General features: G+C 63.2%; 11 protein-coding genes. 8 read left to right on the top strand and 3 right to left on the bottom strand.

The window, feature by feature from the left end; translation table 11 throughout:
• The first annotated feature begins 3 nt into the window (after positions 1-3).
• A complete protein-coding gene (locus tag LQ788_RS09255; RefSeq protein WP_231447027.1) occupies positions 4-597 on the top strand; it encodes a TetR/AcrR family transcriptional regulator in 594 nt (197 codons plus the stop codon).
• Between the two features lie 90 nt (positions 598-687).
• Positions 688-909 carry a DUF3107 domain-containing protein gene (locus tag LQ788_RS09250; protein WP_231447025.1) on the top strand — a complete coding sequence of 74 codons (222 nt, stop codon included), beginning with the start codon at positions 688-690 and terminating at the stop codon, positions 907-909.
• 126 nt (positions 910-1,035) lie between these two features.
• Here LQ788_RS09250 and LQ788_RS09245 read toward each other — a convergent pair whose 3' ends face one another.
• The gene (locus tag LQ788_RS09245) at positions 1,036-1,668 is read right to left on the bottom strand and encodes a ferritin-like fold-containing protein (RefSeq protein WP_009881724.1); all 633 of its coding nucleotides are present in this window, start codon (positions 1,666-1,668) and stop codon (positions 1,036-1,038) included.
• A 61-nt stretch (positions 1,669-1,729) separates the two neighbouring features.
• On the opposite strand from LQ788_RS09245, the gene LQ788_RS09240 reads away from it, so the two are divergent.
• Positions 1,730-3,217 carry a DEAD/DEAH box helicase gene (locus tag LQ788_RS09240; protein WP_231447023.1) on the top strand — a complete coding sequence of 496 codons (1,488 nt, stop codon included), beginning with the start codon at positions 1,730-1,732 and terminating at the stop codon, positions 3,215-3,217.
• A 133-nt stretch (positions 3,218-3,350) separates the two neighbouring features.
• Positions 3,351-4,457: an acyltransferase gene (locus tag LQ788_RS09235; RefSeq protein WP_231447016.1), complete on the top strand. Its 1,107-nt coding sequence runs from the start codon at positions 3,351-3,353 to the stop codon at positions 4,455-4,457.
• 9 nt (positions 4,458-4,466) lie between these two features.
• Here LQ788_RS09235 and LQ788_RS09230 read toward each other — a convergent pair whose 3' ends face one another.
• A complete protein-coding gene (locus tag LQ788_RS09230; RefSeq protein ID WP_231447014.1) occupies positions 4,467-5,324 on the bottom strand; it encodes a PHP domain-containing protein in 858 nt (285 codons plus the stop codon).
• A 79-nt stretch (positions 5,325-5,403) separates the two neighbouring features.
• On the opposite strand from LQ788_RS09230, the gene LQ788_RS09225 reads away from it, so the two are divergent.
• Both LQ788_RS09225 and LQ788_RS09220 read left to right on the top strand, forming a co-directional pair.
• Positions 5,404-6,918: an aminopeptidase P family protein gene (locus tag LQ788_RS09225; protein ID WP_231447012.1), complete on the top strand. Its 1,515-nt coding sequence runs from the start codon at positions 5,404-5,406 to the stop codon at positions 6,916-6,918.
• Positions 6,915-7,991, top strand: coding sequence for a P1 family peptidase (locus LQ788_RS09220; protein WP_231447010.1), 1,077 nt, complete (start codon positions 6,915-6,917; stop codon positions 7,989-7,991). The genes LQ788_RS09225 and LQ788_RS09220 overlap by 4 nt, the downstream gene beginning before the upstream one ends.
• A 159-nt stretch (positions 7,992-8,150) precedes the next feature.
• Here LQ788_RS09220 and LQ788_RS09215 read toward each other — a convergent pair whose 3' ends face one another.
• Positions 8,151-10,079 carry a calcineurin-like phosphoesterase family protein gene (locus LQ788_RS09215; protein ID WP_231447008.1) on the bottom strand — a complete coding sequence of 643 codons (1,929 nt, stop codon included), beginning with the start codon at positions 10,077-10,079 and terminating at the stop codon, positions 8,151-8,153.
• Positions 10,080-10,270: 191 nt separating this feature from the next.
• Between LQ788_RS09215 and LQ788_RS09210 the strand changes: the two genes are divergently transcribed.
• Together LQ788_RS09210 and LQ788_RS09205 are read left to right on the top strand one after the other, a co-directional pair.
• Complete coding sequence (locus LQ788_RS09210) at positions 10,271-11,545, top strand: magnesium transporter MgtE N-terminal domain-containing protein (protein WP_231447006.1); 1,275 nt, start codon at positions 10,271-10,273, stop codon at positions 11,543-11,545.
• Between the two features lie 2 nt (positions 11,546-11,547).
• Positions 11,548-12,081, top strand: coding sequence for a DUF1003 domain-containing protein (locus tag LQ788_RS09205; RefSeq protein WP_231447004.1), 534 nt, complete (start codon positions 11,548-11,550; stop codon positions 12,079-12,081).
• Positions 12,082-12,098 lie beyond the last annotated feature (17 nt).

The raw sequence follows: 12,098 nt of genomic DNA, 5'->3' as shown, positions 1-12,098 counted from the left end.
GGAATGTCGAGTCCGCAACAAAGATTGCCCCGTGAACAGCGCCGTGACCAGTTGGTGGGGGTGGCACGCTCTGTCTTCGCGACCCGTGGATACCGGACCACCTCGATGGACACAATCGCCGAGGCGGCCGGAGTGTCAAAGCCAGTCCTCTACCAGCACTTCGCGTCGAAGCAGGATCTCTACCTCGCGCTCATCGACGATTCCGCCGCTCACCTCGATACGACACTCGATGCCGCAATCGGGTCAACGAACGACCCGCATGAGAAGGTCCGTGCCACCTACCGTTCGTACTTCGAGTTCGTCGTCTCCCATCGCGAAGAGTTCGTCATCCTCTTCAACTCCGATGTCTACGAACCCGAGGCCCAGAACCGCATCCGCGGCCTGCGCGAACGCACCGCCTCCCGCGTCCTGACTGCATTGAAGAGCTACACCGATCTCGACGACATTCAGGCTCGTCTCCTGTGCCGGACCCTCATCGGCACCGCCGAGGTCGTCGTCAAACAGCTCGAGACGACTCCAGAGGTCGATGTCGACACAGCCGTCAGCCTGCTGACCCAGATGAGCTGGGGCGGACTGCAGTCCTTCACCACGAAGTGACTGCGAACTCTCACCAGACGAGGGAAGAAAACACGGCCTCGCTGACGTTATGCTGAGGACGAGTCAAACACGATCCGCACAAGGAGCACAATGGAAATCAAGATCGGCGTCAAGCAGTCACCGCGAGAGATCGTCCTGGAATCCGACGAGACGCCCAAGGATCTCGCCGCGCGCATCGAAGAATCCGTCAAGGCCGATTCGCTGCTGTCCTTCACGGACTCGAAGGGGCGCCAGGTGTTCGTTCCTGCGGCCGCACTCGCCTATGTTGAAATCGGCACCGAGGCTGCCCGCCGCGTCGGTTTCGGTGCCTGAAGCACCGACAGTAAGCAGCATCACCTACGGATGAACACCGGACCTCGGTGAATTCCCCGTGAATAGGTTCTGGGCCCGGTACATCACCGGGCCCAGAACCTATTCACGCAACGTTGTCAGGCACCCTCAGGCGACGAGCCCCAGGGCCGACATCCGCTTCGAATGATTGGCCGTGACTGCCGGAATCGAAGCCACCACTCTTTCCTCATCGATGCCGAGGAAGGGGTCGGTGAGAAGGTTACGTCCGCGACCCAGAGTTTCGGCAACGAGCTTGCGTCCCCACAGCGCCAGACGAGAGGCCAGCTGAGTGTCAGCGGCGACGTCGGCGGTCAGACGATTGCGCACATAATCCGTCGCACGTGTATCATCAAGAATTGTAATTGCCAGGCTGTACCCGGGCTCGCTGAGCTCATCCACGGCAGTGCGGTAGAAGTCATTCATGATTCCGTCGAAGACGAATCCCTTCATGAGGCTTTCGTGCCAGTCACGAGGACGAGTCCGTTCAGCCAGCACGGTGAAGGTCGGCTCGAAATGCTGACAGAGCTCGACCGCATCCTGGCCCAATCGACTGATGTGCTGCGAGAGCTCTTCGAAGTTTGCAAAGGACAGAGAGGCCAACCGCGCCAAAGTGACTTTATCGTCCATGTGCACAGCAGTGGTCGCGTTGGTGGCCATTCGTTCGAAAGCGGTCAGCTCGCCGAACGCCAGAAGCGCGAGCGTAGCAGCATTATTACCGGCCAATGGGGCAGAATCGGGCATAACTCAAGAGTACCGGTTCACGACCATGACGAGCGCGAAGGCGCTAAAAGGAGTTTGAAACATGGCGGAGACAGAACCTGATTTCGCAGACCTGGGAGTCGCTGGACCGATCGTGGCCTCACTGGCTGCCAAGGGCATCACCCACCCCTTCCCGATCCAGGCGATGACATTGCCGGTGGCACTGTCCGGAGCAGACATCATCGGCCAGGCGAAGACCGGAACGGGAAAGACTCTGGGCTTCGGCATTCCCCTCCTGCAGCGTGTCGTCGGCAAGAACGAAGAAGGTGCTGCGCCAGCTGACCCTGAGAACACCCCGGAGATCGTCTCCGACGGCGCCGAGACGCGTCTTCCCCAGGCTCTGGTCGTTGTGCCCACACGTGAGTTGGCCAAGCAGGTCGCCGCTGATCTCGTCACGGCATCCACACAGCGTGACATCGACATCATGACCATCTACGGCGGCATGGATTTCGACCCGCAGATCAAGAAGCTCAAGTCGGGCGTCGATGTCGTAGTCGGCACTCCGGGTCGTCTCCTCGACCTGTACGGGCGCAAGGTCCTGCGACTGCACAAGGTGCGCACGGTCGTCCTCGATGAGGCCGATGAGATGCTCGACCTCGGGTTCCTCCCCGACGTCGAGAAGATCATCAACGCGGTGCCCGCACACCGTCAGACGATGCTCTTCTCCGCCACCATGCCCGGCGCGGTCATCACCCTGGCTCGCCGTTACATGAGCCGCCCCACCCATATTCGCGCCCACGACAACGAAGACCTGTCTCTGTTGGGCAAGAACACAGAACAGTTCGTCTACCGTGCCCATTCGATGGACAAGAGCGAACTCGTCGCCCGCATGCTGCAGGCTGAGGGACGAGGGCGCACCATCATCTTCACCCGCACCAAACGTACTGCGGACAAGCTCGCCGCCGAACTCGGCGACCGCGGCTTCCAGGTCAAACCGCTGCACGGAGACCTCGGTCAGGCACAGCGGGAGAAGGCTCTGAAGTCCTTCCGCGAAGGCCAGGTCGACGTCCTCGTCGCCACCGACGTTGCGGCACGCGGCATCGACATCGACGATGTCACCCACGTCGTGAACTACCAGTGCCCAGACGATGAGAAGACCTACGTCCACCGCATCGGCCGCACCGGCCGTGCCGGGAACACGGGCATCGCCGTGACACTCGTGGACTGGGATGACATGCCGCGGTGGCGCCTCATCAACAAGGCACTGGGTCTCGACCATGATGAGCCGGCGGAGACCTACTCCACCTCACCTCATTTCTTTGCAGACCTCTCCATTCCGAAGGGGACGAAGGGACGTCTGAGCAGGCAGCACACCGAGGAATCGGACGACCATGCAGGTCCGAAGAAGTCCGAACAGCGCAAGGGCGGATCGTCGGGTCGAGGTGGGTCCTCGGGCCGCAGCGCATCGTCGTCAGGTGATGATTCGCCGCGGAAGCCGCGACGCAGCCGGGAACGTCGTCGCACCCGCGGCGGCAAACCGGTGGGCCGCACTTCCACTGCCTCCAACGACAACCAGAATTCCGCAGAGTAAAGCAGCAGCTCACAGCCAGACTCAGCCGAACGGCCTCGACCACCTATGGTCGGGGCCGTTCGTTCATCTTGCGTTCAAGTCGCGCCCAGACAATGGCCTGGCCCCTGTCCTCAAGCATGAACGAGAGTGAGAATTGTTCGGTTCACACCGATCGGATGCGGAATCCGTCGAAGCGGCACCACCGGATAACCTGCGACCCCAGATACGGTCACAGGAGTTCCCTCTCGCCTCCCGCGGCCACCGTCATGACGTCGACGTCATGCGCGTGCTGGCCGGGCTCACCGTCATGGTCGGACATTCCGGCGGAGTCCTCATCGGACGCGGTGAACGAGCGGATGCCGATAGCGCCTGGCTCCTGGGCCACCTCGCCGAGGCGGTCAACCCATGGGCGGTGCCGATGTTCTTCATGATCGCCGGCTGGGCAACCCTCGTTGGCGCGCCTCCCCGCTCAGAGGCCAAGGTATGGGACCGGATAGTCCGTCACTTCGTGCCGCTCTTCGCCTGGTCGATTATCTTCATCCTCGGCTTCAACCTCTTCGATACTGACGGGGTCGATGTTCGCCACGACCTGGTCCGAACCTTCCTCGAAGCTGGCCGGCCTGCGTTCCACCTCTGGTACCTCTACGCCTATATCCCACTGATTCTCGTCTTCGGGACGCTTGTGCTGTTCTGGCGCGGACAGCGGCCGTGGAGGCTCGCCGCTCTTGCCGTGGTCCTGGCGTGTTCGAGCGTCTGGGCCCCATTCGTGCTCGAACAGCTCGGTTCCAGCCAGACCGCTTGGAAGTGGGGTTTCGCGACCTACCAGGTGGTGTACTTCTGCATGGGTGCCTTCTTCATCCACTACGCGAAGGATCTGCGCCCGCCGATGTGGACACTCGTCCTCGCTTTCGCAGTCTGCGCCGCCGGAGTCTTCGTCTGGGAGTCGGACTACTCGTACCCGATCGCCAATGCGAACCCGCTCATCGTCGGATTGGCAGTCAGCGTCATCCTCATCATCTCCCGCATCGAACTGGGCGAACGCACGAAACGCTTCTTCACGAAGCTCGCTGGGGCCTCATTCGGCGCCTTCCTCGTGCACGTGTTCTTCCTCGAGCTCTTCTTCGAACGCCTCTTCGTCATCGACGCCTCACCTCTGCTGCTGGTCGTGCAGTACGTGGGCTTCCTCGGACTGACCGCAGTCCTGTCCTACGCACTCAGTCTGGCGTGGGGAAAGCTGCGCCTGCGCCGAATCCTCGGCTGAGCCCGCGCTTCACCCCTGAATGAAGTCGACTCCCCCGGGACGGGAGTTCGCGCGGTCAAGGAGCTTCGCGAACATGTGGTCGGTCGTCACGTGCTCGCCGAGCCGGTTGGGCTTTCCAGTGCCGTGGTAGTCACTCGAACCGGTGATGATCAGGTCATGGTCGTGTGCAAGCCTGCGCATGATCTCACGTTCGCTCTGCGGGTTGTCACGATGATCGACTTCGAGTCCGTCGAGTCCGGCCGCGATGAAATCGGCCATGGCCGTGTCCGGCACGACGAGTCCACGCATCGCGGCGCGCGGGTGGGCGAAGACTGAGACTCCGCCGGCTTCGCGGATCAGCGCGATGGCTGTGATCGGATCGATCGTCGGCAGGCTCACATGGTATTTGCCGTGGCTGGAGAGGATCGAGGCGAAGGCTTCGGTGCGCGACTCGACGATGCCAGCCGCAACCAGAGCGTCAGCGATATGGGGTCGACCGATAGTCGCGTCTTCGCCGGAGACGGCGAGGACCGCATCCATATCCACGGGATAGTCCTCCGCGAGGCGGTCGATGATGAGGTGGGTGCGATCGAGTCGGGCGCGGCGTGTCTCTTCGACGACCGCAGCCAAACCGGTGTCATAAGGGTCATGCAGGTAGGACAGCAGGTGCACGCTGATTCCCTCGTGCCGACACGAGATCTCCATCCCCCGGACCAGACCCAGGCCGTAGACTCGTGCGGCTGCTTCCGCTGGAGCCCAACCCGCAGTGGTGTCATGGTCGGTGACGCCGAGCACATCGATGCCTTCCATCGACGCTTCGGATAAGAGTTCGGACGGGGTTTGAGTCCCGTCCGAGAACGCAGTGTGCACATGGAGATCAATGACCATGCACCCAGTCTATCCGCAGTCACACAGGATGCTCGTTCTCGTCCCGACAATCACCGTGAGCAGTGCCTAGAATGGAAACATGACAGCCCAGAATGAAGACAGCACCGAGCAGACCCAGGCCCTAGACGATCGAGTCAACAACCGATCCCATCGCCCCAATTCGCAGGCATTCCGTGATTTCGTCGCCGAGGGATGGGACCGTACTCCACTCGATGCCCAAGCTCTGGCCGCAGCCGGGTTCACCCCCGCTCGGCGGGCGCAGGTCTCCGCAGCCTTTCCCGGAGAACGACTCGTCATCCCGGCCGGGGGCCACAAGGTCCGCTCCAACGATACCGACTACCGTTTCCGTGCCCATTCGGCGTTCATCCACCTGACCGGCCTCGAAGCCGATTCCGAGCCGGACGCAGTTCTCGTCTTCGAACCAGAAGACGATGCCCACACTGTGACCCTGTACTTCCGGCCCCGCGCGGGCTCGGACACCGTCGAGTTCTTCTCCGATTCCAGGTACGGCGAATACTGGGTCGGTCCCCGCGCCGATCTCGAAGCGATGTCGACGATGACCGGCATCACCACCGAAAGCTCCGCAACGGTCGACGACGCGATCACCAAGGACCTCGGCGCGATCTCGGTTCGGCTGGTCCGCCAGGCCGATGTCCGCATCGACTCCCTCATCGATGTCGCCCGCACACAGGTGCAGGCCGACCTTGAGATCTCGGAAGCTGGGGATGCCGAACTTGCCCAGCTGCTGTCCGAGCTGCGACTGATCAAGGACGAGCACGAGGTTGCCGCCCTGCGCGAAGCCGTCGCCATCACCCGCACCGGCTTCGACAACGTCGTCGCCGCCCTGCCCACCGCCGTTACTCATCGCCGTGGCGAACGCATCATCGAGACCGCCTTCGAAACCGCAGCCCGCTCCGAGGGTAACGGCATCGGCTACGACACGATTGCCGCCGCGGGCAACCATGCCTGCACCCTGCACTGGATCCGCAATGACGGCGCAGTCCGCGAAGGCGACCTCGTCCTCGTCGATGCCGGAGCAGAGGCCGATTCGCTCTATACCGCCGACATCACCCGCACGCTGCCGGTCTCAGGCACCTTCACCGAAGTCCAGGCGAAGATCTACGATGCCGTCCTCGACGCATCGGACGCGGCCTTCGCCGTCGCCGCAGACCATGCCAACCGTGAGGTGAAGTTCCGCGAGGTCCACGAGGCCGCGATGGAGGTCATCGCCGCCCGTCTCGAGGAATTCGGCATCCTGCCGGTCTCTGCTGCCCAGTCGCTGTCACCGGAGGGTCAGCATCACCGGCGCTGGATGGTGCACGGAACCAGTCACCACTTGGGCCTGGACGTCCACGACTGTGCTCAGGCACGGGCCGAAATGTACTTGGATGCGGCGATCGAACCCGGCATGGTCTTCACGATCGAACCTGGCCTGTATTTCAAGACCGACGACCTGCTCCTGCCCGAGGAATTCCGAGGCAACGGTGTGCGCATCGAAGACGACGTCCTCGTCACCGCCGACGGAGTCGAGAATCTCTCAGCAGGCTTCCCGCGGACCCGGGCTGAGGTCGAGGCCTGGGTCCAGGGGCGATGAGCTCGGGCCCATTCCGGGGCCGGGGCATTCTCGAGATCTCGGGCATCACGCTGGGCCACGCCGGTCAGTTCCACCCGGACCGCTTGACCGGTGTCACAGCGGTCCTGCCGCCACCGGGTGCGCGGGTCGGCGTCGACGTCCGTGGTGGCGGTCCGGCCACTCATGAGACCGATGTCATCGCCCCCGGCACCCATTCCTATGGTGCCGATGCGATCGTCGTCACCGGTGGGTCCGCATTGGGCCTGCAGTCGGTCAGTGGGGTGGTGCGCACCCTCGCCGAGGCGGGACGTGGTTTCCCTGCTCCCGGGCTTGCCGACACTGTCATTCCGCTCGTCCCCGCAGCCGCGATATTCGACCTCGGGCGAGGCGATGGGACGGCACGTCCGCCGACGGATGTCGACGGTGAGGCTGCGGCACGGGCAGCCCTTCGCTCGGCACACGAAGGAGCGGAGGAACCCGAAGTCAGGGGCAGCCTCGGCGCGGGTCTGGGTGCTCGTTCGGGACAGCAGACCATGCGCAGCTCCATGGGTTCGGTCGCGATTCGGCTGCCCGGTGGCTACACCGTTGCCGCTCTTGTAGTGGCCAACCCGATGGGCACGATCGGAACACCCGACGGCAGACTGTGGGCAGGCCCGCTCCTGGACTCGTATGGATTCGATCTGCCGCGGATCGGTCACCTGCCGGTCACTCCCGAGTCCACGGCCGAGTCCACCTCGGCGAAGAACACGACCATCGCCATCGTTGCCACGAACGCGGCCCTGGATCCGGCGCAGGTCACTCGTCTGGCTTCTGGTGCCCATGCCGGAATCGCGCGGGCGATTCACCCCTCGCATACGCTCTTCGACGGTGACACGATCTTCGGCATCGCCACCGGTGAGGTGAGCCTGCCGGATGATTTCGCGGCCTCGACACTCGACCAGGTCACGATCACCGCAGCTGCTGCTGATGCCCTGAGCCTGGCTGTCATCGATGCTCATGTCGCTGCCGCACCAGTGGCCGAGTCATGGGGTCAACCACCGACGCTCAGCGATGTCGCGCCCGATTTCGCGGAGGCCTTCGCCGCACTGGACTGAGCCGCACCGAACTCAGCCGAGCACAGACAGCAGCTCGGCCGAGTGCAGACAGAGACTGGGGCGGGTGCCGACATCATCGATGCCGGCACCCGCCCCTTTCTGTGCGAACCTGTCTCAACAGCCTCGCTCAGAATCAGTGGCCTCGATCAGGGGAAACGATCAGTTCGCGTTCGCCTGGCGAGCTTCGTCCGAGTCGAGTCCCTGACGGTCGTCAGCGTCGACCTTCTTCTCCTGCTGAGTGCTGAAGCCGTCCTTCTCCAGCTGCTTCTTCGAGGTCTGAGCCGCAGCGGCTTCGTCCTCGACAACGGTGAAGCGGATGGTCTCCGTGAACTCACGGCCGTAGCGGTCCGTGCCGGTGACTTCGGCGCTGTGCGTACCGAGGTCGAGATCGGTCGGCATCTCGGCTCGCCACAGATGGGAGCTTGACTGTCCGACGCTGCCCGAGGTCCGCAGGTTCTGCGAGGCCGTGTACGGATCGGTGAATTCCCAGCCCTTCGCCAGCGACTCTCCCTTGCCTGGCTGAGTGTGTTCGGCGAGCTGGCTCGACTTCCCGTCGAAGCTGACCTCGACCCGAGCATCTGATGTGCCGGCGAGGAAACTCGAGGTCAGCCAGGTGTCACCCTGCTTGAGGTCGTTGCGAGTCACGACGCGCTCAGAGATCGCCTCCGGCTCTTCGCCTTCCTTGTCAGCATCCTGCCAGTCCTGTGCCTCCTGTGCCCAATCGCGCCATTCTGGCGAGTTCACGCCCAGCAGCAGCTGATGGTCGTCGTCTTCGTTGCGGACCGTGTAGCGTTCGCTGCGGTCGGATCCGTCGAATTCGAGAGTGAGGACGCCTGGTTCGGATGCATCACCGGTGAAGGAGTAGGGCAGCCCGTCGGCGTTGAGACCGCCTGAGTACCAGTCACCGGAGACGGCACCGGCGACGATCTGGGTATTGGGGAGGGTGTCGATGCCCTCGTCGGCCCATTCCTTGCGCTGTTCACCGGCCACGAGGTTCTCCTGCGTGTGCGTGTGACCACCGACAGTCACCGCATTCGGGTAGTCGGAGATCACGTCATAGAATTCTTTGGCGTCCTCGGCCACGACCTGTTTGTGAGTGACGATCGGTACGTGGGTTGCGATGACGACGTGAGCGTTCTTCGCCACGTTCTTGAGATCGTTTTCGAGCCATTCGAGCTGCTCTTCTCCGATCTTCTCCTTGTACTTCTTCGTCGACTCGTTGCCCGAGTATTCGATGCTGTCGAGTACGACGAAGTGCGTCTTGCCGACGTCGTAGGAGAAGTGTCCGGGCCCGAACTGGTCACGGAAGGTGTCAAGTGCGTGGGCGTCGTCCGGGGAGTCGTAGTCCTGGTCGTGGTTGCCGGGAGCGGCACGAACCGGACCGTTCGTCTCAGAGTAGATATCGCGGAGCTCGTCGTTGAGGCTGAGGTCATCGCCCACATTGTCTCCGAGCAGGAGCACACCGCAGCCCTTGTAGTCAGTGCGGTCGGCGAGGTCACCGACAACCCCGTCACGGGCGTAGCCCATTTCGGTCTTGTCATAAGCCTGGGTGTCGGAGGCGATCGCGCAGTCCTGCTTCGCCGACGCGGTTGACGACGACTCGATCATCGGGAAGTTCACGGCCTTCGGGGTGTCCCCTGTCGGCTTGATTCCACCGAACTTGAGCTGTGGTGACCCCTTCGGCAGGTGGTTGTAGCTGAACTGCGCGAAGTTGTCCGAGTCGACCGGGACCTGCCAGCCAGAGGGCTGGGTGATGGAGACCGTCATGTTGTCACGAACGGGCAGCTCGTAGGAACCCTTGCCATCGGTCTGCACGACGTCGACGCCGTTGGTCACGGCGACGTCGGCGATGCCCGTCTCGTCTCCGTCGAGCTTCGAGTTCTCGTTGACGTCATCGAAGACCTGCCCCTTCAGCGTCTCCGGGTCATCGGCCTGTCCACGGTCCACCTGCACGTGGCCCTCATAGAGTTCGGCGGGAGCGTCTGCTGCAGCTGCAGAGCTTGCGCCCACCAGTGGTGCCATCAGGGCGAGGGCGGCACATGCGCTGAGTCCTGTCACCACGTTCGGACGAAATCGTCGTTCCGACATTGAAGTCTCCTTGTGTTCGGTAGTGGGAAGTTCTGCCGAGAAAAGACCCTAGGGAGCCTGAGAGAATCCTGAATGGATGCGGCAAGACGGCTTGGTGAACGGAGAGTGATGGCCGAATGGCGACCGCCGACAGCCGGTCGCACAGCCGCGCTTCGCGCGTCCGATGGTGGTGACCCCGTAGGCTTGAGAGCATGAGTGGTCCACCGAAAAGAGTCTTCGTCGCGCGCCTCATCGCCGTCCCTGTCTTCGACCCTCTCGGGGATCAAGTCGGACGTGTACGAGACGCCGTCATCGTCTACCGCGCAACCATGCGGCAGTTCCCCCGCGTCATCGGACTCGTCGTCGAGGTTCCGGGCAGACGGCGAGTCTTCGTGCCGATGGGACGTGTGACCTCCATCGACTCCGGTCAGGTCATCACTACAGGGTTGGTGAACATGCGCCGCTTCGAACAGCGCCACTCGGAGACACTGGTCGTCAACGACCTTCTTGACCGCCGTCTGCGGCTGCGCGAAGACGACTCCCCTATCCAGATCGAAGACGTCGGCATCGAACAGCAGGTGAACAAGGATTGGGAGGTCACACGGCTGTTCGTGCGCAGAGTCCAGGAACGCAGCGCCTTCTCCGCTTTCCGCCGGCGCGGTGAGACGATGCAGATCTCATGGACCGACACCGAGCATCCGACCGACTCCAATGTCGATCAGGAGGCCACGCAGCTCATTGCCGCCTACCAGGATACGAAGCCCGCAGACCTCGCCGACGTCCTGTTCGAGATGAAGCCCGAACGTCGTCTCCAGGTCGCCCGCGCCCTCGACGACGAGCGGCTGGCCGACGTCATCGAAGAGCTGCCCGATGAGACCCAAGTCGAGCTCCTCTCCGCCCTCGACACCGAACGTGCGGTGACGGTGCTGGAAGAGATGGAGCCCGATGACGCGGCCGACCTCCTCGGTGAGCTCAGTGATGAGCAGGCAGAACGGTTCCTCGCACTCATGGAACCCGACGACGCCGAGGATGTGCGCACCCTGCTGTCCTACGACGACGACACCGCCGGCGGGCTGATGACCACAGAACCGGTCATTCTGACCCCGGAGACCACCGTCGCCGAGGCGCTCGCTCACGTGCGCAGAGAAGATCTTCCCGCAGCGTTGGCGGCCGCCGTCTTCGTCTGCCGGCAGCCGGTCGAGACGCCGACGGGTAAGTATCTGGGGATCGTCCACATTCAGGAGATGCTGCGCCATCCCCCGCACGAGGCCGTCGGCATCATGCTCGACACGGAGGTCGAGGCGCTGCCACCGGACTCACCGCTGGGCGAGGTCACGAAACTGCTTGCCGCGTACAATCTGGTGTCGGTGCCGATCACCGACGAGAACGACCGCCTCATCGGCGTGGTCACCGTCGATGACGTCCTCGATGAGCTGCTGCCCGATGACTGGCGAGTCACCGGCCGCGATGACCATAGGAGGGGATAGCTGTGGCTGCTGACGATTTCGACGTTCCCCGTTCAAGCAGACGCCGGCTGCCGAACATTGCGATGTCCCCGGAGACCTTCGGCCGCGGGGCCGAAGGCTTCGCCCGGTTCATGGGCACTCCCGCGTTCCTTGTGGGGATGACCGTGTTCTGCGCCGTCTGGCTGCTGTGGAACACTCTTCTCCCCGAGGCTTGGCAGTTCGATCCGCGGTCGTTGAACTTCACTCTGCTGACGCTGATCCTGTCGCTGCAGGCTTCCTATGCCGCGCCGCTGATCCTGTTGGCCGAGAACCGCAGCACCGACCGCGACCGTGTCGAGTTCGAACACGACAGGCAGCGGGCCGAGCGCAACCTCGCCGACACCGAATACTTGGCGCGCGAGGTCGCCGCACTGCGCATCGCGATGCGTGAGGTGGCGACTCGAGACTTCATCCGCTCCGAGCTCCGAGACCTGCTCAAGGAGCTTGAGGAGGACGCGAAGGAACCTGTCAGCGACCCGGTCCGAAGTGACCGGCCCGACGACGAACAGGTAGGCTGAAGGTCCCGCGAAGACCG

It is taken from the genome of Brevibacterium zhoupengii (assembly GCF_021117425.1).
GTDB classification, from domain to species: domain Bacteria; phylum Actinomycetota; class Actinomycetes; order Actinomycetales; family Brevibacteriaceae; genus Brevibacterium; species Brevibacterium zhoupengii.
This window is presented reverse-complemented; position numbering and strand designations above follow the sequence as displayed.

Coding starts and splice junctions, on each gene's coding strand:
- LQ788_RS09255 (WP_231447027.1), top strand. CDS start 4: ATGTCGAGTCCGCAACAAAGATTGCCCCGTGAACAGCGCCGTGACCAG.
- LQ788_RS09250 (WP_231447025.1), top strand. CDS start 688: ATGGAAATCAAGATCGGCGTCAAGCAGTCACCGCGAGAGATCGTCCTG.
- LQ788_RS09245 (WP_009881724.1), bottom strand. CDS start 1,668: ATGCCCGATTCTGCCCCATTGGCCGGTAATAATGCTGCTACGCTCGCG.
- LQ788_RS09240 (WP_231447023.1), top strand. CDS start 1,730: ATGGCGGAGACAGAACCTGATTTCGCAGACCTGGGAGTCGCTGGACCG.
- LQ788_RS09230 (WP_231447014.1), bottom strand. CDS start 5,324: ATGGTCATTGATCTCCATGTGCACACTGCGTTCTCGGACGGGACTCAA.
- LQ788_RS09225 (WP_231447012.1), top strand. CDS start 5,404: ATGACAGCCCAGAATGAAGACAGCACCGAGCAGACCCAGGCCCTAGAC.
- LQ788_RS09220 (WP_231447010.1), top strand. CDS start 6,915: ATGAGCTCGGGCCCATTCCGGGGCCGGGGCATTCTCGAGATCTCGGGC.
- LQ788_RS09215 (WP_231447008.1), bottom strand. CDS start 10,079: ATGTCGGAACGACGATTTCGTCCGAACGTGGTGACAGGACTCAGCGCA.
- LQ788_RS09210 (WP_231447006.1), top strand. CDS start 10,271: ATGAGTGGTCCACCGAAAAGAGTCTTCGTCGCGCGCCTCATCGCCGTC.